20 protein-coding genes and 1 riboswitch are annotated in these 22,978 nt (G+C 70.7%); of the genes, 9 read left to right on the forward strand and 11 right to left on the reverse strand.

Going from position 1 to position 22,978, the window contains the following annotated elements; genetic code table 11:
• Positions 1 to 2,636, reverse strand: a 2,636-nt coding sequence (locus tag VGH85_22350; GenBank protein HEY2176561.1) for a BTAD domain-containing putative transcriptional regulator, incomplete at its 3' end; no start/stop codon positions are given.
• A 97-nt stretch (positions 2,637 to 2,733) separates the two neighbouring features.
• Here VGH85_22350 and VGH85_22355 point away from each other — a divergent pair.
• Both VGH85_22355 and VGH85_22360 read left to right on the forward strand, forming a co-directional pair.
• Entirely contained in the window at positions 2,734 to 3,756 is a 1,023-nt protein-coding gene (locus tag VGH85_22355; GenBank protein ID HEY2176562.1) for a Dyp-type peroxidase, read from the forward strand.
• 112 nt (positions 3,757 to 3,868) lie between these two features.
• On the forward strand, positions 3,869 to 4,600 hold the full coding sequence (locus VGH85_22360; GenBank protein ID HEY2176563.1) for a flavodoxin family protein: 732 nt from the start codon (positions 3,869 to 3,871) through the stop codon (positions 4,598 to 4,600).
• Here the strand turns inward: VGH85_22360 and VGH85_22365 are convergent.
• Both VGH85_22365 and VGH85_22370 read right to left on the reverse strand, forming a co-directional pair.
• Positions 4,597 to 5,055, reverse strand: coding sequence for an SRPBCC domain-containing protein (locus tag VGH85_22365; protein HEY2176564.1), 459 nt, complete (start codon positions 5,053 to 5,055; stop codon positions 4,597 to 4,599). The two genes, VGH85_22360 and VGH85_22365, sit on opposite strands and share 4 nt — an antisense overlap.
• Positions 5,052 to 5,363 carry a metalloregulator ArsR/SmtB family transcription factor gene (locus tag VGH85_22370; protein HEY2176565.1) on the reverse strand — a complete coding sequence of 104 codons (312 nt, stop codon included), beginning with the start codon at positions 5,361 to 5,363 and terminating at the stop codon, positions 5,052 to 5,054. The genes VGH85_22365 and VGH85_22370 overlap by 4 nt, the downstream gene beginning before the upstream one ends.
• Before the next feature lie 150 nt (positions 5,364 to 5,513).
• Here VGH85_22370 and VGH85_22375 point away from each other — a divergent pair, with 150 nt between their 5' ends.
• The 3 genes from VGH85_22375 (at position 5,514) to VGH85_22385 (ending at position 7,240) form a co-directional block, all read left to right on the forward strand.
• Complete coding sequence (locus VGH85_22375) at positions 5,514 to 5,924, forward strand: SRPBCC domain-containing protein (GenBank protein HEY2176566.1); 411 nt, start codon at positions 5,514 to 5,516, stop codon at positions 5,922 to 5,924.
• Between the two features lie 24 nt (positions 5,925 to 5,948).
• Positions 5,949 to 6,380 carry an SRPBCC family protein gene (locus tag VGH85_22380; GenBank protein ID HEY2176567.1) on the forward strand — a complete coding sequence of 144 codons (432 nt, stop codon included), beginning with the start codon at positions 5,949 to 5,951 and terminating at the stop codon, positions 6,378 to 6,380.
• A 137-nt stretch (positions 6,381 to 6,517) separates the two neighbouring features.
• Positions 6,518 to 7,240, forward strand: a complete 723-nt coding sequence (locus VGH85_22385) for a DUF899 family protein (protein HEY2176568.1) — start codon at positions 6,518 to 6,520, stop codon at positions 7,238 to 7,240.
• Between the two features lie 9 nt (positions 7,241 to 7,249).
• Here the strand turns inward: VGH85_22385 and cobC are convergent, their stop codons facing one another.
• From cobC to VGH85_22405, 4 genes are read right to left on the reverse strand one after another with little or no spacing between them, the layout of a single operon-like run.
• Positions 7,250 to 8,305 carry an Rv2231c family pyridoxal phosphate-dependent protein CobC gene (cobC, locus tag VGH85_22390; protein ID HEY2176569.1) on the reverse strand — a complete coding sequence of 352 codons (1,056 nt, stop codon included), beginning with the start codon at positions 8,303 to 8,305 and terminating at the stop codon, positions 7,250 to 7,252.
• The gene (locus VGH85_22395) at positions 8,302 to 9,720 is read right to left on the reverse strand and encodes a cobyrinate a,c-diamide synthase (protein ID HEY2176570.1); all 1,419 of its coding nucleotides are present in this window, start codon (positions 9,718 to 9,720) and stop codon (positions 8,302 to 8,304) included. Before VGH85_22395 ends, cobC begins: the two co-directional genes overlap by 4 nt.
• A complete protein-coding gene (gene cobO, locus VGH85_22400) occupies positions 9,714 to 10,325 on the reverse strand; it encodes a cob(I)yrinic acid a,c-diamide adenosyltransferase (GenBank protein HEY2176571.1) in 612 nt (203 codons plus the stop codon). The genes VGH85_22395 and cobO overlap by 7 nt, the downstream gene beginning before the upstream one ends.
• 3 nt (positions 10,326 to 10,328) lie before the next feature.
• Complete coding sequence (locus VGH85_22405) at positions 10,329 to 12,326, reverse strand: putative cobaltochelatase (GenBank protein HEY2176572.1); 1,998 nt, start codon at positions 12,324 to 12,326, stop codon at positions 10,329 to 10,331.
• Positions 12,327 to 12,409: 83 nt separating this feature from the next.
• A riboswitch (cobalamin riboswitch) is annotated at positions 12,410 to 12,503 on the reverse strand.
• Between the two features lie 65 nt (positions 12,504 to 12,568).
• On the opposite strand from VGH85_22405, the gene cbiE reads away from it, so the two are divergent.
• Positions 12,569 to 13,786 (forward strand): precorrin-6y C5,15-methyltransferase (decarboxylating) subunit CbiE, encoded by a 1,218-nt coding sequence (gene cbiE / locus VGH85_22410; protein ID HEY2176573.1) that lies wholly within the window; start codon positions 12,569 to 12,571, stop codon positions 13,784 to 13,786.
• On the forward strand, positions 13,783 to 14,535 hold the full coding sequence (cobM, locus tag VGH85_22415; protein HEY2176574.1) for a precorrin-4 C(11)-methyltransferase: 753 nt from the start codon (positions 13,783 to 13,785) through the stop codon (positions 14,533 to 14,535). Before cbiE ends, cobM begins: the two co-directional genes overlap by 4 nt.
• Here cobM and cobF read toward each other — a convergent pair.
• On the reverse strand, positions 14,524 to 15,309 hold the full coding sequence (gene cobF / locus VGH85_22420; GenBank protein ID HEY2176575.1) for a precorrin-6A synthase (deacetylating): 786 nt from the start codon (positions 15,307 to 15,309) through the stop codon (positions 14,524 to 14,526). The two genes, cobM and cobF, sit on opposite strands and share 12 nt — an antisense overlap.
• 39 nt (positions 15,310 to 15,348) lie before the next feature.
• Between cobF and VGH85_22425 the strand changes: the two genes are divergently transcribed.
• Complete coding sequence (locus tag VGH85_22425) at positions 15,349 to 16,089, forward strand: cobalt-precorrin-6A reductase (protein ID HEY2176576.1); 741 nt, start codon at positions 15,349 to 15,351, stop codon at positions 16,087 to 16,089.
• On the opposite strand, the gene cobJ is transcribed toward VGH85_22425, so the two are convergent.
• The 3 genes from cobJ to VGH85_22440 are packed head-to-tail and all read right to left on the reverse strand — an operon-like array spanning position 16,064 to position 19,315.
• Positions 16,064 to 17,578 carry a precorrin-3B C(17)-methyltransferase gene (gene cobJ / locus VGH85_22430; GenBank protein HEY2176577.1) on the reverse strand — a complete coding sequence of 505 codons (1,515 nt, stop codon included), beginning with the start codon at positions 17,576 to 17,578 and terminating at the stop codon, positions 16,064 to 16,066. The two genes, VGH85_22425 and cobJ, sit on opposite strands and share 26 nt — an antisense overlap.
• Complete coding sequence (locus VGH85_22435; protein ID HEY2176578.1) at positions 17,575 to 18,201, reverse strand: precorrin-8X methylmutase; 627 nt, start codon at positions 18,199 to 18,201, stop codon at positions 17,575 to 17,577. Before VGH85_22435 ends, cobJ begins: the two co-directional genes overlap by 4 nt.
• Positions 18,188 to 19,315: a precorrin-3B synthase gene (locus tag VGH85_22440; GenBank protein HEY2176579.1), complete on the reverse strand. Its 1,128-nt coding sequence runs from the start codon at positions 19,313 to 19,315 to the stop codon at positions 18,188 to 18,190. Before VGH85_22440 ends, VGH85_22435 begins: the two co-directional genes overlap by 14 nt.
• Positions 19,316 to 19,411: 96 nt before the next feature.
• Between VGH85_22440 and cobN the strand changes: the two genes are divergently transcribed.
• Positions 19,412 to 22,978, forward strand: a 3,567-nt coding sequence (gene cobN, locus VGH85_22445) for a cobaltochelatase subunit CobN (protein ID HEY2176580.1), incomplete at its 3' end; no start/stop codon positions are given.

Consider the following 22,978-nt stretch of genomic DNA (forward strand, 5'->3'; position numbering starts at 1 on the left):
CCGAGCAGCCAGTACAGCTGCGCCTGGCGCGACCGCATCCCGATGACATCCTCGATCGCACCGACTTCGGTGACGACGTCAATCGCTTCTTCGTAGTGCTCGCACGCACGGGCGAACTCGCCGCGGGTGGCGATTCGCTCCGCCAGCTCGGTCAAGGCGAACGACACTCCGAACCGCTCGCCGAGCGCCCGGAACTCACCGAGCGCCATTTCGAGATAGGCGTCCGCATCCCGCCCGCCCTGACCGAGAATGATCCGCATCTTGCCGAGCTGCAGCCGGGCCAGTGCCCGGACCCAGGGGTCATCGTCGTCCAGCAGGGGCTCGAACGCGGGTAGGAATTCGTCTGGGCCCTGCAGTATGCGTTCCAGTGCGGCGACGAGACCGAGCTGCGGGTAGCGACGGTGACCGCGCTGGCTGAATCGGTAGGCCTTGTGGATCCACTCCTCGGCCTGATGTTCATCACCCCGCCCGGAGGTCACGAAGTGCACGACGAGCGCATACACCATGGCCCGGATCTCATCAGGCACCTCGCCGGGTGTCTTCGTGGCGGCGGTGATCAGTTCCATACCTTCGGCCTTGTGCCCGCTGAGCCACCAGTACCAGCCGGCGCCCGCGGCGAGCCGCATCGCCGCGTGCGCCTGGCCGGCCGCGAGCGCACCACGCATCGCGGCACCGACGTTGTCGTGCTCGACCCCGAGCGTGGCGAGCCATTCCAACTGCTCGGCGCGGCGAAGATGCGGCTCCGCGGTCTCGGTGAGTTCGGTGAAGTAGGCGAGATGCGCATTGCGCGCCAGGTCCGATTCCCCCGCCTCCGTCAGCCGGTCGCCGGCGTACTCCTTGATCGTGCCGATCATCCGGTAGCGCGGTGCGTCGTCGCCCTCGGTGAGTAGCAGCGATTTCTCGGCCAGCGAGGTGAGCAACTCGAGCACCTGCTCAAGGTCGACGCCATCGCCGACGCAGACCCGCTCGGCCGCGTCCAGGCTCGCTCCCCCCGAGAACACCGAGAGCTTGCGCAGGACCATCCGTTCGGCATCGGGGAGCAACTCCCAGCTCCAGTCGACCACCCCGCGCAGCGTCCGGTGCCGCGGCAACGCCGTACGGCTCCCGCCGGTCAGCAGGCGGAACCGGTCGTGGAGCCGGTTGGCGAGCTGATCGAGGGACATGGTGCGCAATCTGGCCGCGGCCAGTTCGATCGCCAGCGGTATCCCGTCCAGCGCCCGGCAGACGCGCACCATCGTCGACAGCGTCGGGGCATCGACCACGAGATCCCTGCGCACCGCACCCGCCCGGTCCCGCAGCAACTGGACGGCTGGGGAGGACTCGATCTCGCCGGGGCCGGCGTTCTCCTCCGGCACGGCCAGCGGTTCGACCAGCCACAGCGCCTCACCGGTAATGCCGAGCGGTTCCCTGCTCGTCGCCAGGATCCGCAACCGCCGGCACTCCCCGAGCATCCGGTCGGCGAACACCGCCGCCGACTCGATCACGTGCTCACAGTTGTCCAGGATCAGCAGCGTCTCCCGCTCGCGGACCGCGGCGATGACCCGGTCCGTCAGTTCCGTGTTCGGTGCCCCGCCGAGCAGAGCGTCCCGGAGCCCGAGCCCGTCGAGTGTCGACTGCGCCACGTCACCGTCGGTGTCGATGGCCGCGAGCTCCACCAACCAGGCCCCGTCCGGAAGGTCGTCCAACAGCGTGCGTGCGGTTTCCGTGGCCAGCCTGGTCTTCCCCGAGCCGCCCGGTCCGGTCAGGGTGGTGAGCCGATGTTCGGCGATGAGTTCGCGGACCGCGGCCACATCGGCGTCCTTGCCGATGAAGCTGGTCAGCTCGGCCCGCAGGTTGGTCTTCCGGGTTTCCTCCCGACGCCGCACCTCGCCCCGCAGCAGGGCGACATGCAATGCGGACAACTCCGGTGAGGGGTCGACGCCCAGCGCATCGGCCAGGGCTTCTCTCGTGTGCTGGTAGACGAGCAGCGCCTCGGTATCGCGACCGGTGGACACGAGGGCGCGCATCAGTGCCGCAACAAGCCGTTCTCGCACCGGATGCGCGGCCACCAGGTCGCTCAGTTCCGTGACCAGCTCGGCGCCGCGGCCGAGGCTGATCTCTGCATCAAACCGATCCTCCATGGCGATCAGGCGTAGCCCCTCGAGCCGGGTGACCGCCGCGTCAAAAGCCACACTGTCCGGCAGGCCGACGTCCTGCATGGCCGCACCACGCCACAGGGCGAGGGCCTCGCGCAGCAGCCCTACCCGCCGTGGATCCTGGTCATTGCGGGCCCGACTGACGAGGCGTTCGAACCGCACGGCGTCGACAGCATCGGGGTCCACCGTCAACCGGTAGCCGTCCGTCCGTCCCTCGACCAACCGTTCCGGCAGCGCCTTCCGCAACCGGGACACCAAGCGTTGCAACGCGTTCGCCGCGTCGGAGGGCGGGTGCTCACCCCAGATCCAATCGACGAGGGTCGCCTTCGGGACGACGTGGCCCGGTTCGAGCGCGAGGGCGATCAACAGCGCGCGCAGCCGGGCACCCGGCACGTCGGCGAAGATGCCGTCGCCCGTGCAAACCTCGAACGGACCCAGCATCCCGATCTGCACCCGGCTGATCTTGCCACGGGCGAGTGGCAGGACCCCGAGAGCCGGCATTTGATCTTGGTGAGGTCCGGGCCGGCCCGTGGCCGGGCCGGGCGTCGGTCCAGGGTGATCATTGACCTGTCCTTCGATACCCCTTCAGGATGATGCGATGACGCAACCGGACCAGGCACAGAACGTGTTGGCACCGCCCGCGAGGGCGGCGATCTTCCTTGTCGTCACGGTGCGGTCAGGCGCCGAGGACGACGTACGTGATCTCTTCACCGACTTCGCGGGATTGGTCCGCGCCGTGGGGTTCCGCGAACCCGAGGGCGAGCTGAGCTGTGTGGTCGGCATCGGTGCGCAACTGTGGGACCGGCTCTTCGACGCGCCTCGTCCAGCCGGGTTGCACCCGTTCCGGCCCCTGGAAGGAGACGTGCACACGGCCGTCTCGACGCCGGGCGACCTGCTCCTCCACCTTCGGGCCCGCCGCATGGATCTGTGCTTCGAGCTCGCCAGCCAGCTGATGAACCGGCTGACCGGACGCGTTGACGTCGCCGACGAAGTGCACGCCTTCCGGTTCTTCGACGAACGGGATCTGCTGGGTTTCGTCGATGGCACCGAAAATCCGCCCGGCGCGGCCGCCGAGGCCGCCGTACGAATCGGGGACGAGGACCCCGCCTTCGCCGGCGGCAGCTACGTCATCGTGCAGAAGTACCTGCACGACCTCGACTCCTGGAATGCCCTCCCGGTCGAGGAGCAGGAACGGGCGGTCGGCCGGCACAAGCTCACGGACATCGAGTTCCCGGAAGCCGAGAAGCCGTCGAATTCGCACCTCACGTTGAACACGATCTACGACGCGGACGGTACGCAGCGGCAGATCGTGCGCGACAACCTGCCGTTCGGCCGTATCGGTGCCCGGGAGTTCGGCACCTACTTCATCGGGTACGCCGCGGACCCCGACGTGATCGAACAGATGCTGCAGAACATGTTCATCGGCAAGCCGCCGGGAAACCACGATCGGATTCTGGACTTCTCGACGGCGGTCACCGGCAGCCTGTTCTTCGTACCCACCGCCGACTTCCTCGACGATCCGCCCCCGCCGCCTGCCGTCGCTGCAGGCGTCGCCCCGGAGCAACAGTCGACTGCGGACGGCTCGCTCGCGATCGGCAGCTTGAAAGGGAACAGGACCTAAGGGGCCCAAACGAAGGTGGACCACACCGTCGGTTCCGCAGTACCAAGTCGACGATCCCCGGTATGTTGCGTGAATCCGCGACGTTCGCTGACGGAGTGACGGGTGGCCGAACATGACCGATCGAAAACCGGACTTCTCAGGGCTGAGGGCGCTGTTCATCAATACGACGCTGACGCGATCGCCTGAAGCGAGCCACACCCAACGGCTCATCGACGTGAGCGTGTCGATCATGCGCAAGAACGGCGTCGAGGTCGATCAGTTCCGGTCGGTCGATCACGACATCGCCACCGGCATCCATCCGGACATGCGAGAGCACGGTTGGGAGGTGGATGAATGGCCGAACCTCTTCCTCCGTGTCATGGCCGCCGACGTGCTCGTGATCGGTGGCCCGATCTGGCTCGGCGACAACAGTAGCGAGACCAAGAAGATCATCGAGCGGCTCTACGCGCATTCGGGCGAGCTGAACGACCGGGGTCAGTGGCTTTACTACGGAAAGGTCGGCGGGTGCCTGATCACCGGCAACGAAGATGGCATCAAGCATTGCGCGTCCAACGTGCTCTACAGCTTGCAGCACGTCGGGTACACCATCCCCCCACAGGCCGATGCCGGCTGGATCGGCGAGGCGGGTCCGGGACCGAGCTATGGCGACGAACTGCCGGACGGTACCCGGGTTGGATTGGACAACGAGTTCACCAACCGCAACACCACGTTCATGACCTGGAACCTGCTCCACGCCGCCTCGTTGCTGCGGGAGGCAGGAGGCTTCCCCGCGTTCGGTAACCAGCGCAAAGAATGGGACGCGGGCGCCAGATTTGACTTCGAGAACCCGGAATATCGACCCTAGCGGGGTCGGAGCGGTGGCTCGGCGTTCGGGTCCGGCCCAGGATCGGCCCCCAAGACGCAGACGGCGAGACGCGCCAGGTACATCTGCCAGCCCTCGGCGTGGTGGGCGAGTTGGTCATCGTCCGGCAGGTCGTGATGGCGAAGGGTGACGCGGGTTCCGCCTGCCTCTTCCTTAAGTGTCACTACGACGCGAGTCGTCCCTGGCGCAACCGCATCGTCGTGCATCCATCCCCACGTAAACACGAGCCGGTGCGGGGGGTCGACTTCGAGGAACTCGCCGACGGCCTGCACGCCGTCCCGCATATGCACCCGGTAGGTCCCCGCAGGCACCGGCTCCAGCACCGCGTCCGCGCCCATCCACTGCGTGTAGCGGGAGGGATCGGTGAAGTAGGGGAAGACGGTCTCGGGCCTGGCCGCGACATGGACGGTCACCTCGAGAACACCGGGGTCGGTCACGACTTGTCCTTGTCGCGCTGTTCGGCCTCGGCCAGGTCCTTCATCCGGTTCAGCCCGCCGCGCCAGTGCTCTTCGACTACCGAGCGGAGCGATCCCAGGGCGACCTTGTCTGCCCGGTAGAGGCGACTCGCGCCGTCCCGGCGCTCGACCACGAAGCCGGCCGACCGCAAGACGCTCAGGTGCTGGCTGATCGCGGACCAGGTGACCTCGAACTCGGCGGCGATCTGGCCTGCGGCAAGTTCCTGGTCCCACACCAGTTCGAGGATTTGCAGCCGGCGCGGCGCAGCGATCACCTGTAGCGCGTCCACGATCGGCCTCCTCCCGCCTCGTCAGTCTGCCTCATCTCGCTCGCGCGGTTGACACGGCGTTTTAGACGTGACTTAATTTAGTCCAGACTAAAACGAACCGGGGCGGCGAGCAAACCGGAGGGCCCAATGTCGGGACGGATCATCCTTGCCGTGAACGTGGACGCCGGTCCTGAACGTGTCTTCGACATCCTGTCGAGCAGCGACGGGCAGCGCGGATTCTGGACGGCGGACTGTGACGTCTCCGCGGATCGGGCCCGATTCGGCTTCCCGCAGGCGCCCGTCGACCTCGAGGTCGACGTCGCCACGGAGCCAGGCAAGCTCGTCCGAATGCACGTGACCTCGGGGTTTCCGTTCTGGGAGGGCTCGACGTGGGAGTGGGAGCTCGGTCCACCGACACGCGCCGAGACCGGAACCAATGTCTTGTTCCGCCACTACGCCTTCGGCGACGGGTACGCCGAGAACGATCTTGGTCATACCGCACAGAGCTGGGCGCTCATCCTCGATCGGCTCGTCGCCTACGCTGCGACCGGTCGGCCACAACCCTTCTTCCCGGCCCCGTAACCCTGCCACCAGAGGGATCGCGCCGTGGCCGTTGACGTTCGACCCACAATTCTGATCCGCCGACCGCGCCAGCACGTCGCTGCGTTCATGTTCGATCCCGGCAACGACCTCCGCTGGACCGGCGGCATCACCTCGAGCCGGCCATCCCGCCCCGGGCCAATGGCGCCCGGCCTGACGGTCGAGCGAACGGCGAGATTTCTCGGAAGAACCTTCACCTACGGCTACGTGGTGACCCAGCACGAACCGGACCGGGCCGTCGAGATGACCGTGGATCGGCCATTCCCCATGGTCGTGCGCTACGAGTTGCAAGACGCTGACCTCGGGACGCTGGTCGCAATCCACGCCACCGGCCAACCCAGGTCATTCTTCCGCTGGGCGGCACCAGTGATGACCCAGGCGGTACGCAAGAGCATCACCGCGGATCTCGAACGCCTCCGCACCTGCCTCGAGAAGTGATCTGCCGGCTCGCGACATGCGCTCCGCAGCCCGCGATGAGTTCGGTGGCCGGCCGGAGTCAGTAGCTTCCGAGGCCTGCACCGCGCTGAGCGCGGCCCGTTGGCGTCCGTCGCCTTGACCGACCGGAGGAGCAGTCCATGAACAGTTCAGCCGTGCCACCCGTGGTCGACCGTGTCGCGTGGCACGCCGCCCGTGACGCGATCTTGGACCGGGAGAAGGCGCACACCCACGAGGGAGACGCGATCGCGGCGGCAAGACGCCGGCTTCCGATGACCCTCATGCCGCCCGTGACGGTCACCGGCCCGCAGGGAGCGGTCCCGCTCATCGACGTCTTCGAGGGCCGCCGGATGCTCATGGCGTACTTCCACATGTGGCACGACGGCAAGGCGTTCGAGGAGCAGTGCGAGGGGTGCACGTTCTCGACCTGTCACATGCAGATGCTCGACTACCTGCACGCCCGTGGCGTCACCTACGCCGTCTTCTCCGAGGGTTCATACGAGGAGAGCGCCCCGTTCCGGGACTTCATGGGTTACTCGTGGCCGTGGTACTCCGCGAAGGATTCCGATCCGGTCCTCGTCGACGGTCGCGGGTTCGGGGTCATCGCCTGCTACCTGCGCGATGACGACGGTCAGGTCTTCGAGACCTACTGGACCACCGGACGCGGCGTAGAGGCGCTCATGACGAGCTATCACGCGCTGGACATGACGGTGTTCGGCCGGCAGGAGAAGTGGGAGGACTCGCCCGACGGCTGGCCGCTGGCACCTGAGGGTGAACATCCGTGGCGGCTCAATGGCCGGCCCATCGCTCAGTGGTCGCGAACCAGCGATCCGGTCACGAGTGCCGGGGTGCCGCAGCTCTGACACTCGGCCTCACCGGGCACATCGCGGCGAGAGCACCTTCCGCAGCGCGGCCGCGAACCGGTCAGATGTCGGTTGGTCGCGGACAGCGACGCGGATCCAACCCGCAGCCAGGCCGGGGAACGTCTCGCCGCGTCGCACCGCGAAGCCCTTGCTCTGCAGCCGGTGGCGTACGTCGACACAGCCGGTATCGAGCAGGACGAACGATGCAGCAGCGTCGGGGACGGCGCGCACGTCGTCGATGCCGGCGAGCAGGCTGAGCAGGTAGGAGCGTTGTTCGGTGAGTTCGGCTGCCCATGCTCCGACCTCCTTCAGCGCGGTGTCGGACGCAGTGGCGATGCATGCGGTGAGTGCGGGAGTGGACACCGGCCAGAGGGGCTGCGCCGCGGCCAGCAGGCGGACGACCTGCGGGGCCGCGAGCAGATAACCGACCCGCAGGCCGGCCAGGCCCCAGGTCTTGGTCAGGCTGCGTACGACGACCAGACCATCGAGCTCGTCCTTACCCGCCACGGATTCCCGCTCGCCCGGCAGGCAGTCGGCGAACGCCTCGTCGACGACGACGATCCGTCCCGGCCGCACCAGCTCGAGCAGGGCGTCCCGTGGATGGGCGATCGAGGTCGGGTTGGTCGGGTTGCCGACGAAGACCAGGTCCGCGTCGGCCGGGACCAGTGTCGGGTCGAGCGTGAAGGGGTACGGCAGGATCACGCGGTCGACCGGATGACCCGCGGCACGCAGCGCCGCCTCGGGTTCGGTGAACTGAGGGTGCACGACGACCGCATGGGCCGGCTGCAACGCCCGGGCCAGCAGCACGAAGCCTTCAGCGGCGCCCGCCGTGAGCAGCACCTCGTCCTCGCGCCGGCCGTGGCGGGCCGCGACCACCGCGACCGCCTCGCGCTGATCGGGGTAGGCGGTGAGATCGGCCTGGCGGATGCGGGCCGCGAGCCAGTCGGGCGTGCCGCCGGACCGGACATTGACGGCGAGGTCGACCAGACCGGTGACCAGGTCGGCGTCGCCGTGGTGCGCGAGGTCGGCATCACCGTGGTGAGTGAGGTCGCCAACAGCGTTCATCGTGCCTCGCGGTAACTGTGTGCTGCGGCGACGAGGCGGTCGGCTGCGCTTGGCACTCCTCGCCAGTGGGTGTGCAGGTAGGAGGCGTGCACGCGGTCGCGGACGAAGCCTTCGGCGACCGCTGCGCCGCGGGCCGTCCACCGCCAGGCGTTCGCCTCGCCCTTCCGTCCCTCGCCGGGTCGTTCCCGGACGGCGGTCCGGTGGAACTCGTGACCGTGCACGCGCATCGCCGTACCCGCAATCGGCGAGTCGGCCACAGCGACGGCGTCGCGATAGCCGAGGGTGAGCCGGTCGGTCATGGCGGTGTCGATGTCCAGGACGCCGCACATCTGGTGGTCGTCGAGCGAGCGGGACAGGTACAGCAGGCCGGCGCATTCGGCGACGATGGGCGCACCTGCACGGGCCAACGCTGCCACCTCCGTGCGCAGCGCGGTGTTGGCCGACAGGTCCGGCGCGTGTGCTTCCGGGAACCCGCCGCCGATGACCAGCCCGTCGACGTCGTCCGGCAGTTTCTCGTCCCGCAGCGGATCGAAGGTCACGACGTCGGCGCCGGCGACGGCCAGTAGCTCGGGGTGTTCGGCGTAGCCGAAGGTGAACGCCGCGCCGCCGGCGAGCGCGATCCGCGCTCGGGGTGTCATCGACGGCGTCGTCGCCGGGTTGGCCGCTGCAGCCTCGGTGAGTGGGCCGGCGGTGTGGGCGAGCCGCAGCACGGCCTGCAGATCGACGCTGTCAGCGACGACCGAGCCGAGTGCGTCGACTGCCTCAGCGGCCTCGCGGCTGCGCTCGGCGGCCGGGATCAGTCCGAGATGTCGGGACGGAACCGTGAGCTGGTCGAGTCGGTGAATGGCACCGAGGACCGGGATGCCTATGTGCTCGACGGCGTCGCGGAGCAGTTGCGCGTGGTAGGCCGAGCCGACCCGGTTGAAGATCAGGCCGCCGATGCGGGTGCCGGCGTCGAAGCTCGCGAACCCGTGCACCAATGCGGCGACCGACGCACCGACGCCGGACGCGTCGATGACGAGGACGATCGGGGCGCCGAGCAGGCGCGCGACGTGGGCCGTCGAGGCGAAGTCTCCGGCCGTCGGCGAGCCAGGACCGGACGCGCCGTCGAAGAGGCCCATGACGCCTTCGATGACAGCGATGTCGGCAGTGGCCGGAGTCTGCGCGCCGTGGCGGAACATCGGGACGATCTGGTCTTCGCCGACCAGCCAGGGGTCGAGGTTGCGGCCGGGCCGCCCGGCCGCGAGAGCGTGGTAACCCGGGTCGATGTAGTCGGGACCGATCTTGTGCGGCGACACGGTCAGTCCATTCCGACGTAATGCGCTGAGCAGGCCGGTGGCGACGGACGTCTTGCCGTGGCCGCTGCCGGGCGCGGCGATCACGACGCGGGGAATGACGTGACGGATGCTCACCATTCGATGCCTCGCTGGCCTTTCTGGCCGGCGTCCATCGGATGCTTGATCTTCGTCATCTCGACGACCAGATCGGCTGCGTCCATCAGGTCCGGGTGGGCGTCGCGTCCGGTGATCACCACATGCTGGTCCCCCGGCCTCGCGGCAAGTGTGTCGACGACATCGGCGACGTCGATCCAGCCCCACCTCATCGGATAGGTGAATTCGTCCAGCACATAAAGCCCGAACCGCTCCGCCGCGAGGTCCCGTTTGATCTGCGCCCAGCCCTCACGAGCGTTGGCTGCATGGTCGTCGGGATCGCCGCGCTGGATCCAGGACCAGCCCTCCCCCATCTTGTGCCAGGCGACCTCCCCGCCTTCGCCGGTCTGCTCGTGCAACCGACCCAGCGCCTGGAAGGCGGCCTCTTCGCCGACCTTCCACTTCGCGCTCTTGACGAACTGGTAGACGCCGATGCCCCAACCCTGGCTCCAGCCGCGCAGCGCCAGGCCGAACGCGGCCGTCGACTTCCCCTTCATCGCGCCGGTGTGGACGATCAGCAGTGGGCGGTTGCGGCGCTGTCTGGTGGTCAAGCCGTCGTCGGGGATCGTCTCGGGAACTCCCTGCGGCATGGCTCAGGCCGCCTCTCGGTAGGTCCGGACCGAGTCGACCAGCAGATCGGCAGACAGGTCGCCGAGATTCAGGTGCTCGGCACCGAGTTTCTCGGCCACCGCGCCGGCCAGGCCGAGCCGGACCGGTCCGCTCTCGCAGTCGACGACGACCGCGGCGAGGCCGTCCCGGCGCAAGAGCGCGGCCGCGGCGGCGGGTTCGCCGCCCGCGGTGTGCCGCCCGTCGGTGACCAGCACGAGCAACGGCCGGCGGTGCGGGTCGCGCAATCGTTCACGGCGCAGGGTCTCGCGCGCTTCGAGCAGCCCGGCGGCCAAGGGAGTCCGGCCGCCGCTCGGCATGCTCTCCAGCCGAGCCGCGGCTGCCTCGATTGACGAGGTGGGCGGCAGCAGGAGCTCCGCACCGGTGCCGCGGAAGGCGATCAGGCCGACCTTGTCGCGCCGCTGGTAGGCATCGAGGAGAAGGGACAGGACAGCGCCTTTGACGGCCTCCATCCGCCGCCTGGCAGCCATCGAGCCGCTCGCGTCGACGACGAAAAGTACGAGGTTGGACTCGCGTCCCTCACGGCGGCGTTCCCGCAGATCGCCGCGCTGCAGGATCAGGCCCGGACCGGTGCGACCGCGCGGCACCTGGTGGGGGGCGCACGCCATGAGCGTGGCGTTCAGATGCACGTCGTGCAGCGCCGCTGCTGGCGGGCGGGCACCGGTCGTGCGGCCGCCGTCGGTGTAGGCGTGTGAACGGCGTCCGACGGCACCGTCGCCCTTGCCGGGCACCTCCAGCCTGCGCGGGCGGTACGTCGCACCGCTGGACACGACGGACTCGCGTCCCGCCGGGGCGCCCGCCGGCTCCGGTTGGCCGGAGTCGGAACCGTCGGCCTGACCCTGCTGCGAGCCGTCCTGCTCCGAGCCGTCGTGCTCCGTGACATCTGTTGGGGCATCATCCGGCGTCGGGCCGGAGCCGGGGGGGTCCGGGTCGGGTTCGTCGTCCGGTGGATCGCCTTGCGCGTCGTCGAGTGCGCTGTCGAGCTGCTGCTCGTCGAGCCCCGGGGCGTCGAACGGGTTGCGGCGGCGCCGGTGCGGCAGCGCCAGTCGAGCCGCGACGCGGATGTCCTCGCGAGTCACGGCGGTGTTGCCTTGCCACGCGGCGTGGGCGGCCGCGGTCCGCGCGATCACGATGTCGGCCCGCAGGCCGTCGACGTCGAAGGTGGCGCAGACCGAGGCGATCTGCTCCAGCGCACCGTCATCGATCGCCACGAATTCAAGACGTTCCTGCGCGGCCGTGATCGCGGCGGCGAGCGCCGCTTCATCGTCGGCGAATCGCGCCGCGAAGCTCACCTGGTCGGCGTCGTAGGCGAGCCGGCGCCGGACGACCTCGGCCCGTGCCGCGGGCTCGCGCGGGGCGGCGACCTCGACCGTCAGACCGAACCGGTCGAGCAGCTGCGGACGGAGCTCGCCCTCTTCGGGATTCATCGTGCCGACCAACAGGAACCGGGCCTGGTGCCGCACCGAGACGCCGTCGCGTTCGACGTAGTTGGTGCCCAGGGCTGCGGCGTCGAGCAGCAGGTCGACGAGGTGGTCGTGGAGCAGGTTCACCTCATCGACGTACAGCACGCCGCGGTGGGCGGCCGCGAGCAGTCCCGGCTGGAACGAGGTGACGCCTTCGGTGAGAGCGCGCTCGACGTCCAGGGCGCCGGTGAGCCGGTCCTCGGTCGCGCCGACGGGCAGCTCCACCAGCCGGCTCGGCCGCGACCGCGCCGCGGCGTCGGCCGGGTGCGGCCGGTCGGGGCACTGCGGGTCCGGGGCCGCCGGCGAGCAGGAGAAGCGGCACCCGTCGATCACCTCGACGGGTGGCAGAACCGCGGTCAGCGCACGGACCGCCGTGGACTTCGCGGTCCCCTTCTCGCCTCGCACCAGCACGCCGCCGATCGCCGGCGAGATCGCATTGAGGACGAGCGCCAGGCGCATGTCCTCCATGGCGACGATGGCGCTGAACGGAAATTCGGTCACGGCCTCAGCCCTTCACCTGGCGGGTGTCCGCGCCCGCCATCAGCGACAACCGCCGGACGGTGCCCGACGGCACGGACGTCGACGTCCTGGCTTCCGGTCGCTCGACCGGTCACAGTGGCGGGACCGCCCCGGACTTGACCGCGCGTAGTGAGCCGTCCGCGGTCGCACCGGTGTTCCTCGACAGCCGTTCGCCGCCGATGCTCTCACAGCGGTGTTGCAGACTGACACCCGTGCCCGCACCCCTGACCGCGCCGTCCTTGATCGTCGTCGGGATCGGCGCCGACGGATGGACGGGGCTGGCGCCGCGCTCGCAGCTCGCGCTGAAAACCGCCGAGGTGATCGTCGGCAGCCCTCGCCAGCTCACGCTGCTGCCCGCCGACCTTGGCGGCCGGCAGGTGCCGCTGCCAAGCCCGCTGTTGCCTGCCCTGACCGACCTGCTCGAGGACTACCGCGGATCCGCCACGGTCGTGCTGGCCAGCGGAGACCCGATGTTCCACGGCATCGGCTCCACCCTCGTTCGTCACCTCGGCGCGGAGCGGGTCGACGTCCTGCCGTACCCGTCGTCGGTATCACTGGCGGCGGCGCGCCTCGGCTGGCCGCTGGACGACGTCGACGTGATGAGCCTGGTCGGACGCCCGCTCGCGCTCCTTCACCCCGTGCTGCAGCCAGGGCGGCGGGTGCTCGCCCTCGTCGCCGAGACGTCGGCGGCGGTCGACATCCGTGCGCTGCTGGACGGACGTGGCTTCGGCTCCAGCCCGGTCACAGTTCTGGCCGATCTCGGGAGTACGGACGAGATCGTGCGACCGGCCGACGATCAACCCCATAGCCGGCTGGCGATCGTGGCGATCGAGTGCCGGACCGGTTCCGACGCCGCAGTCCTGCCGCGTACGCCGGGACTGCCGGACGACGCCTTCGAGCAGGACGGGCAGATCACCAAACGTGAGATCCGCGCACTGGCCCTCGCCGCGCTGGCGCCGGTGCCGGGGCAGCTGTTGTGGGATGTCGGCGCTGGGTCGGGCAGCGTCGGCATCGAATGGATGCGCACCCACCCCGCCTGCCGCGCGATGGCAATCGAGCCGCGAGCCGAGCGCCGGGACCGGATCGTCCGCAACGCCGCCGCCCTCGGCGTGCCTGGCCTGGTCGCCGTCGCCGGGTCGGCACCCGATGCACTGAGCGACCTGCCCCGACCCGATGCGGTGTTCGTAGGCGGAGGAATCACCGCCGAGGGAGTCGTACAGACCTGCTGGGACGCACTCAAACCCTACGGACGGCTGGTTGCCAACGTCGTCACCATCGAGGGCGAACACGCGCTGGTCGAATGGCAGCGGCGCCTCGGCGGCAGCCTCACCCGGATCGGAGTGGAGCGCGCCGACCCGCTCGGTAGCTTCACCACTTGGCGGCCGGCGCTCCCGGTCGTGCAATGGTCCGTCCGCAAGACCGCGCCTCGGGAGGGCACATGACCGTCCACGTCGTCGGTGCCGGACCCGGCGCCGCGGATCTGATCACCCTTCGCGCCCAGCGACTGCTGTCGGAGTGCTCGGTGTGCCTGTACGCCGGCAGCCTCGTGCCCGCGGAGGTTCTTGCGCACTGCCCGCCCGGCGCCCGCCTGATCGACACGGCTGAGCTCAACCTCGACCAGATCATCGACGCCATCGCCGAGGCGGATACCGCCGGGCTGGACGTCGTCCGGTTGTGCTCGGGCGACCCGGCCGTCTACAGCGCCGTCGCGGAGCAGGTCCGCCGCCTCGACCAGGCCGGCATCGACTACGACATCACCCCCGGCGTACCCGCATTCGCCGCAGCCGCCGCGGCCCTTCGGCGTGAGCTGACCGTCCCCGGCGTGGGACAGACGGTGGTGCTGAGCCGGATCGCGCACCGCGCGACGCCGATGCCGCCGGGCGAGGACCTGCCCAGCCTCGGTGCAACGGGCGCGACCCTGGTGCTGCACCTGGCGGTGCAGCGCATCGAGGACGTCGTCGCTCAGCTCGCACCGCACTACGGCCGCGACTGCCCGGTCGCGGTCATCGCATACGCCAGCCAGGACAACGAACTCGTCCTGCGGGGCACCCTCGGCGACATCGCAGCGCAGGTGCTCGACGCATCCGTGAAGCGCACCGCGGTGATCATCGTCGGCAAGGTGCTCGCCGCCGAAGGGTTCTGCGACAGCCACCTCTACTCGGCCGGCCGCACGCGCAGCCTAAGTGCCTGAGTCGGGCTGGTCGCGGCGCAGCAGGTAGGTGTCCATGATCCAGCCGTGCTCGGCGCGCAACTCCGCCCGCCTCACCGCGATCTGGGGCGCGACGTCGGACAGCGGTCCGGAGATCAGGACCTCGTCCGGCGTACTGAGGTAGGCGCCCCAGAACACCGTCATGGTCGGGTCGTCGAGGTCGCCCGCGGCGAACCCGGGGTCGAGCATCACGACGGCGCTGTCCATGCCGCTGGGCAGGCCGTCGGTGATCCGACGGGCCGGTGTGATGTGGATCGGCTCACCGACGCGGTTCAGCGGGATCCGGTGCGCCGCGGCGAGTGCCTGCACGCTGGTCACGCCGGCGACGACGGAGTAGTCGAAGGTGACCGCGCCGCAGGCGAGGATGCGGTCGACGATCCGAAGGGCGGAGTCATACACCGACGGGTCACCCCAGACCAGGAGCGCGCCGACGGCGTTCTCGCCCAGCTCCGTCGCTATCGCCGTCTCGAGGAGTTCGGCGCGGGCATCGTGCCAGTCCCCCACGGCACCCTGGTAACCCTCGCTCGTCAGGGACGGGGACCGGTCCCGCGCCGGCTCGGGGATCTCGACGACCCGGTAGCGCGGCGCCGGGACGTGGCGGCGCAGGATCTCGTCGCGGACGGCATTCAGCCCGGACTTCCGGTCACCCTTGTCGAAGAAGAAGAACACGTCGACCCGGTTGAGGGCCTGCACGGCCTGGACCGTGATCTGGTCCGGATGACCCGGCCCGATGCCGATGACGAGCAGCTCACGCATCCCGCCAGTGTCCCGTACGCCGTCGCTAGTCTCGGCCGGGTGCGGATCCTCATCCTCGGCGGGACAAGTGAGGCGCGCGAGCTGGCCGCCGACCTGACCGCGGCCGGGGTGGACATCCTCTCCTCGTTGGCCGGACAGGTGCGGCAGCCGCGGCTGCCCGCGGGACCGGTACGAACCGGCGGGTTCGGGGGTGCAGCCGGACTGTCCACGTTCCTGCGCGACGAGCACATCGGTGCCGTCATTGACGCCACGCATCCCTTTGCCGCGACGATCACCGCGAACGCCGCCGCGGCCGCCACCGCCGTGGGCGTGCCACGGCTCGTACTCCGCCGCCCCGAGTGGGATCTCGACCCGTCCTGGCAGCCGGTGGCCGACATCGCCGCGGCCGCCGCGACCGTGCAGGCATGGCCGGGCGAGGCCGTGTTCCTCACCACCGGCCGGCGCGACCTCGCCGCCTTCGCCGGCGACGACCGGCACCGCTTCCTCGTACGAACGGTCGACCCGCCCGACCCGCCAGTGCCGCCACACATGACGCTCGTGCTCGACCGCGGCCCCTACCGCATCGACGGTGAGTCCGAGTTGATGCGGACGTACGGGATCGGGCTGTTGGTGACGAAGAACAGCGGCGGGTCGATGACCGCGGCGAAGCTCCAGGCTGCGCGTGAGGCGGGCGTCGAGGTCGTGGTCGTCCAGCGGCCGCCGGTGCCACCGGGCAGCACGGTCGTGACGACAGCTGCCGAGGCGCTGCGTTGGGTCAGCTCGGGTAGCGCCGCGGAGTGATGACCCGGGCCGGCCCCGAGCCGGCCTGCACGAGGCAGGTCTGGCTGGAGCCGACGATGAGTAGACAGCGCATGTCGACCTGCTCCGGGTCAAGGTCGCCGAGCGTGGTGACGGTGATCTGCTGCTCGTCGGTGCCGACGGCGCGACCGATCACCACCGGCGTCTGTGCGTCGCGGTGGCTCAGCAGCAGGTCGCGGGCGTCGGCCAGCTGACGTCGGCGCGATGCCGACGCCGGGTTGTAGATCGCGATGGCGAAGTCGCCGGCGGCCGCCGCCTCCAAGCGGCGGGCAATGACGTCCCACGGCTTGAGCCGGTCCGAGAGCGACAGGACGACGTAGTCGTGTCCGAGTGGGGCGCCGGCCCGTCCGGCGACGGCCTGCGCCGCCGTCACTCCCGGGACGATGTCGACCGGTAGGTCGGCGAACCGCTCGTGCGCGGCGGCGACCTCCAGCACGGCGGTCGCCATCGCGAAGACCCCAGGATCGCCGGAGGAAACCACCGCGACCCGCCGCCCCCGCAACGCCAGATCAAGGGCGAACTCGGCGCGTTCGGCCTCGACCCGGTTGTCGGTGCTGTGCCGCCGCTGGCGCGGATTGATCGGGACCCGGTCGACGTACGTCGCATAGCCGACGATGTCGTCGGCGGCGGCGAGCACGGCCATCGCCTCCGGGGTGAGCCAGTCGCGCCCGGCCGGGCCGAGGCCGACGACATCCACCCGTCCGATCTCAGACGCAGGCGACTCGCCCGTCCGCGCCACGTCAGCCTGCCTTGCCGCCTCCGTGCCGGGCACGAGGACGAGCGACATGTACGGGACGGAGGCCGGGTCCACGTCACCGGCCGGCTGCGTGAGCTGCTGATCCCCCGAGGCGCGTTCGACGTAACGGGCGTGCTCCAGCCGCCCGGACTCCTTCAGCGCCTGCTGGACCACCGCAAAACTCCGGCTGACCTTCATGATCGCGGCGGCGTCCGATGTCCTCAACCGTTCGGCGAGCTGATCCTGACCGAGCGTGCCGGGCAGCACGGTGAGCACGTCGTCGCCCTCGACCAGCGGCATGGCAAGTGCCGCGCTCGCCGCGCTGACCGACGTGACACCGGGGACGATCTCCGTCGCGAATCGGCCATTGATCCGTTTGTGCATGTGCATGTAGCTGCTGTAGAAGAGCGGATCGCCCTCGGCCAGCAGCACCACGTCGCGGCCCTCAGCCAGGTGCGACATCAGCCGGTCGGCGGCCCGCTCGTAGAACTCCTCGATCGCGCCCTCATACCCGCCGGGGTGGGTCGACGTCTCGGTCGTGACCGGATAGACGAGCTGCTCCTCGACCTGATCGCCGCGCAGGTACGGCGCGGCGATCGCGCGCGCGATCGACCGTCCGTGCCGGGCCGAGTGATAGGCGATGACATCGGCGGCGGCGATGAGCCGGGCCGCCTTCACGGTGACCAGTTCGGGGTCACCCGGGCCGAGCCCGACGCCGTACAGCACGCCGGTCATTCGCGCTCGCTCGCGATCGCGTTGACGGCGGCCACGGTCATCGCGCTGCCGCCCCGCCGGCCGTGGACCACCAGGTAGTCCAGGTCGGACTCGGCCAGCGCTTGCTTGGATTCGGCCGCGCCGACGAAGCCGACCGGGATGCCGATCACCGCGGCGGGTCGGGGAGCTCCGGCGTCGAGGAGCTCCAGCAACCGGAACAGCGCGGTGGGTGCGTTGCCGATCGCCACCACGCTTCCGTCCAGCCGCTCACCCCACAGCTCGAGCGCTGCGGCCGAGCGGGTCGTGCCGAGACCGATGGCGAGGTCGGGGACGGCGGGGTCGCCGAGCGTGCAGATGATCTCGTTGCCGGCGGGCAGCCGCGAGCGGGTGATGCCGGCAGTCACCATCTGGGCGTCGCACAGGATCGGGGCGCCGTCATGCAGCGCGGCGCGGGCCGCCTTCACCACGCCGTCGCTGTGGGCGACGTCGGCGGGCAGGTCGACCATGCCGCAGGAATGGATCATCCGCACGACAACCTGGGCCACCTCGGCCGGGAAGCGGGCGAGGTCGGCTTCGGCGCGGATCGTGGCGAAGGAGCGGCGGTAGATCTCCGCGCCATCGCGCACGTAGTCAGACCGGGGCAACGTCGTACCCCTGACCGGTGGCGGTCACGTCGATCTCGGTGCCGGCGGGGCGGCCACAGTGCCGGGAGCAGCCGCTGACGTGCACGATGCGCTCCGGCCACCGAGCCGCGAACGCCGCGGCGTCCGCCTGCACGTCGGCCAGCGCGCTCGCGCAGCCCGGCCGACCGGCGCACGCGGTCACCCGCAGCCAGGGCGAGCCGGCGTCGACACCGAACCCGAGCCCGGCGGCCTCGGCCAAGGCTGCAGCCACGTCGGTCAGGTCCGGTACGACGACGCTGCGCCACGGGGTGATCCGAGCCGGCCGGACGGCGACCCGGTCGGCGAGCCAGCTCAGCTGGCGCGCGTCGAGCCGGCCGAGCGGGGCGAGCAGGACCGCGGCGCTTCCCCCGACAGGTCCGACCGGCCGCGCCGACGTCGCCGCAACGGCTGGCGCGACACCCGCCGCGTCGAGTCCGAGCCGCCCGGCGACGACCGTCCGGATGCGGTCTGCGCCGCCGGGGAGGTCGGCGATGCGCCATGCTGCGCCGCCGTGGGCCGCCCGATCTGCCATGAATGCCTCGGCGAACGCGATCATCACGGCGACCACGTCGGCAGTGGTCAGCCCGTTGACGCTCGCGCCGTCCGCGCCTAGTCGCGCGACGACGTCGGCGCCGAGCCCGGCGACGTCGCCTCGCCCGTCGTCGATCGCGAACAGGAACCGGCCGGGCAGATCGGCGAGTCCGGGCCGGGAACACAGCGCCGCATCCAGTGCCCGCACCAGCGGGTCCAGGTCCGGCCCTCCGTCGAGTCCGGCGAGCGGCGAAGCGAGGATGTTGCGCACCCGGTCGTGGCGGAGCGACGGCAACAGTCCGGCGGAGTCGAGCTCGGCAGTCAGTACGTCGGCGGCGTCGGCGGCGAGTGCCCGCAGCTGCACATTGCCCCGCGAGGTGAGCTCGATGCGGCCGTCACCGAGCTCGACAGCCAGCCGCGCCAGCACCCGCAGCTGCTCGCCGGAGACGAAGCCGCCGGGCAGACGGACCCGCGCCAGGTAGCCGTCGGCGGCCGCCACGAGCCGCAACGCACCCGGGCAACGGTCCGGCGCGGCGTGGCCGGGAGCAGAAGCCGGGATTCGCACGGGCGGATCGTACGTCAGGCCCTGACCCGGCCAGGGCCGCCCGGCGGCGGCCGGTGTGCGAGGCTGTCCGCCCTGTACCCGCGAGCCGGAGCCACCATGATCGTGCTGCTCTCCACCTCCGACACCGACCTGCTGTCGGCGCGGGCCAGCGACGCCGACTACCGCCTGGGCAACCCGTCGCGCCTCGCCGTCGAGGATCTCCCGCCGTTGCTGGACGGTGCGACTGCGGTCGTCGTGCGCATCCTCGGCGGCCCGCGCGCCTGGCAGGACGGTCTCGAGGCGGTGTTGGCGTCCGGCGTACCGACGGTCGTGCTCGGCGGTGAGGCGTCGCCGGACGCCGAGCTGATGGCGCTGTCGACGGTCGCTGGCGGCATCGTCGCCGAGGCGCACGCCTACCTCGCCCACGGCGGCCCGGCGAACCTGACGCAGCTCGCCCGCTTCCTGTCCGACGCGATCGCGCTCACCGGCGAGGGCTTCGAACCGCCGGTCGCCACACCGACCTGGGGGCTGCTCGACCGTCCGGCGGAGCCGACCTCGACCGGGCCGACCGTCGCGATCTTGTACTACCGGGCCCACCACGTCGCCGGGAACACCGGTTTCGTCGATGCGCTCGCCGACGCCGTCGAGACCGCGGGCGGTCGCGCACTGCCGGTGTTCTGCTCCTCGCTGCGGACGGCCGAGCCCGCACTGATCGACACGCTGCGGGCCGCCGACGCGATCGTGGTCACGGTGCTGGCTGCCGGCGGTTCGCTGCCCGCGGCGGCCGGTGCCGGGGGCAGCGACGAGGAGTGGGACGTCGGCGCGCTGGCTGCGCTCGACGTGCCGATCCTGCAAGGTCTGTGCCTGACCAGCTCGCGGGAGCAGTGGGCCGACAGCGACGAGGGCCTGACGCCGCTGGACTCCGCGACCCAGATCGCCATCCCGGAATTCGACGGCCGGCTGATCACCGTCCCGTTCTCCTTCAAGGAGGTCGGGCCGGACGGGCTGACCAGCTACGTCCCCGACCCCGAGCGTGCCGCGCGGGTCGCCGGGATCGCCGTCAAGCACGCGCGGCTCCGGCACATCCCGCCGGCCGAGCGGCGCGTCGTACTCATGCTGTCGGCGTACCCGACCAAGCACGCCCGGATCGGCAACGCCGTCGGTCTCGACACCCCGGCGTCGACCGTCGGACTGCTGGCGGCCCTGCGCGACGCCGGTTACGACATCGGCCGACCCGGCGAGCTGCCCGGTGTGGCCGAGGCAGGAGCAGTCGGGGACGGCGACGCCCTCATCCACGCGCTCATCGCCGCGGGCGGTCAGGACGAGCAGTGGCTCACCGAGGACCAGCTCGCCGGCAACCCGGTACGCATCGCCGCCGCCGAGTACGCCGCGTGGTTCGACTCCCTCGACCCCGCACTGCGTGACGCCGTCGTCGCGCACTGGGGGCCGCCGCCCGGCGAGCTGTTCGTCGACCGCTCCCGAGACCCCGCCGGCGAGATCGTGCTGGCCGCGCTGCGGGCCGGCAACGTGGTGGTGATGGTGCAGCCGCCGCGCGGCTTCGGCGCCAATCCGATCGCGATCTACCACGACCCCGACCTGCCCCCCAGCCACCACTACCTGGCGGCGTACCACTGGCTGGGCGAGCGATTCGGCGCGCACGCGGTCGTGCACGTCGGCAAGCACGGCAACCTGGAGTGGCTGCCCGGCAAGACCGCCGGGATGTCGGCCGCGTGCGCCGCCGACGCCGCGATCGGCGACCTTCCGCTGGTCTACCCGTTCCTGGTCAACGATCCTGGCGAGGGCACCCAGGCCAAGCGGCGCGTGCACGCCACCCTGGTCGGCCACCTCGTCCCGCCGATGGCCCGCGCCGAGAGTTACGGCGACATCGCCCGCCTCGAGCAACTGCTCGACGAGCACGCGCAGATCGCGGCGATGGACCCGGCCAAGCTGCCGGCCGTCCGGGCCCAGATCTGGACGCTTATCCAGGCGGCCAAGCTCGACCACGATCTCGGGTTGGCGGATCGGCCGCATGACGCCGAGTTCGACGAGTTCGTGCTGCACGTGGACGGCTGGCTGTGCGAGATCAAGGACGCGCAGATCCGGGACGGGCTGCACGTGCTCGGGGTCGCGCCGAGCGGCCCGGCCCGGGTGAGCCTCGTGCTGGCGATGCTGCGGGCTCGGCAGATGTGGGGCGGGCAGGAGCAGGCGCTGCCCGGTCTGCGGGAGGCGCTCGGTTACGTCGAACGTTCCGGCGAGGTCACCGGCGATCGGGGCAGCGCCGACGCGGTCGAGGCCCGCGCCCGGACACTGGTCGAGGCGATGGAGTCCACGGGCTGGGATCCGGCGGCCGTGTCCGGCGTCGTCGCGGCGACGCTGGGGACGGACAACGCGGCGGTCGTCGACGTACTCACCTTCGCCGCGACCGAGGTCGTGCCGCGGCTCGCGGCGACGACGGACGAGATCACCCGCACCCTGCACGCGCTCGACGGCGGCTTCGTCCCGGCCGGCCCGAGCGGATCACCCTTACGCGGACTGATCAACGTGCTGCCCACCGGCCGGAACTTCTACTCCGTCGATCCCCGCGCGGTCCCGTCGCGGTTGGCCTGGGAGACCGGGCAGGCGATGGCCGATTCGCTGCTGGAGCACTACCTCGCCGACACCGGCTCCTACCCGGACTCGGTCGGCCTGTCCGTCTGGGGCACCGCCGCCATGCGGACCTCCGGCGACGACGTGGCCGAGGTGCTCGCGCTGCTCGGCGTACGGCCGGTGTGGGACGAGGCGTCGCGCCGGGTCAGCTCGCTGGAGCCGGTCCCGCTCGCCGACCTCGGGAGGCCGCGCATCGACGTCACCGTGCGGATCAGCGGATTCTTCCGCGATGCGTTCCCGCACGTCGTGACCATGCTCGACGATGCCGTGCGCCTCGTGGCCGGGCTGGACGAGCCGGCCGAGCAGAACTACGTCCGGGCCCACGCGCAGACCGAGCTCGCGGCGCACGGCGACGAGCGGCGCGCCACGACGCGGATCTTCGGCTCCAAGCCGGGTGCCTACGGGGCCGGACTGCTGCCGCTGATCGACGCCCGCAACTGGCGCGACGACGCCGACCTCGCCGAGGTGTACGCCGCCTGGGGCGGCTTCGCCTACGGCCGCGGCCTGGAGGGTCGGGAGGCGCGCGGCGAGATGGAAGTCGCCTACCGCCGCATCGCCGTGGCCGCCCACAACACCGACACCCTCGAACACGACATCGCCGACTCCGACGACTACTTCCAGTACCACGGCGGGATGATCGCGACGGTCCGCGCGCTGACCGGCCGGGCGCCGCGGGCCTACATCGGCGACTCCACCCGCCCGGACACCGTCCGCACCCGAACGCTCTCCGAGGAGACCGCCCGCGTCGTCAGGGCCCGGGTGGTGAACCCGCGGTGGACCGAGGCCATGAAACGCCACGGCTACAAGGGCGCGTTCGAGATGGCCGCGACCGTCGACTACTTGTTCGGCTACGACGCCACCGCCGGCGTGGTCGAGGACTGGATGTACGAGAAGCTCGCCGACACCTACGTGCGCGACGAGCAGATGCGCGAGTTCTTCGCCCGCTCGAACCCGTGGGCGCTGCACGGCATCACCGAGCGGTTGCTGGAGGCCGCCGACCGCAAGCTGTGGGACACCCCGAATCCGGAGACCCTCGCG

The organism is Mycobacteriales bacterium, assembly GCA_036497565.1.
Taxonomy (GTDB): Bacteria; Actinomycetota; Actinomycetes; order Mycobacteriales; family QHCD01; genus DASXJE01.

Coding starts and splice junctions, on each gene's coding strand:
- VGH85_22355 (HEY2176562.1), top strand. CDS start 2,734: ATGACGCAACCGGACCAGGCACAGAACGTGTTGGCACCGCCCGCGAGG.
- VGH85_22360 (HEY2176563.1), top strand. CDS start 3,869: ATGACCGATCGAAAACCGGACTTCTCAGGGCTGAGGGCGCTGTTCATC.
- VGH85_22385 (HEY2176568.1), top strand. CDS start 6,518: ATGAACAGTTCAGCCGTGCCACCCGTGGTCGACCGTGTCGCGTGGCAC.
- cobC (HEY2176569.1), bottom strand. CDS start 8,305: ATGAACGCTGTTGGCGACCTCACTCACCACGGTGATGCCGACCTCGCG.
- VGH85_22395 (HEY2176570.1), bottom strand. CDS start 9,720: ATGGTGAGCATCCGTCACGTCATTCCCCGCGTCGTGATCGCCGCGCCC.
- cobO (HEY2176571.1), bottom strand. CDS start 10,325: ATGCCGCAGGGAGTTCCCGAGACGATCCCCGACGACGGCTTGACCACC.
- cobM (HEY2176574.1), top strand. CDS start 13,783: ATGACCGTCCACGTCGTCGGTGCCGGACCCGGCGCCGCGGATCTGATC.
- cobF (HEY2176575.1), bottom strand. CDS start 15,309: ATGCGTGAGCTGCTCGTCATCGGCATCGGGCCGGGTCATCCGGACCAG.
- cobJ (HEY2176577.1), bottom strand. CDS start 17,578: ATGACCGGCGTGCTGTACGGCGTCGGGCTCGGCCCGGGTGACCCCGAA.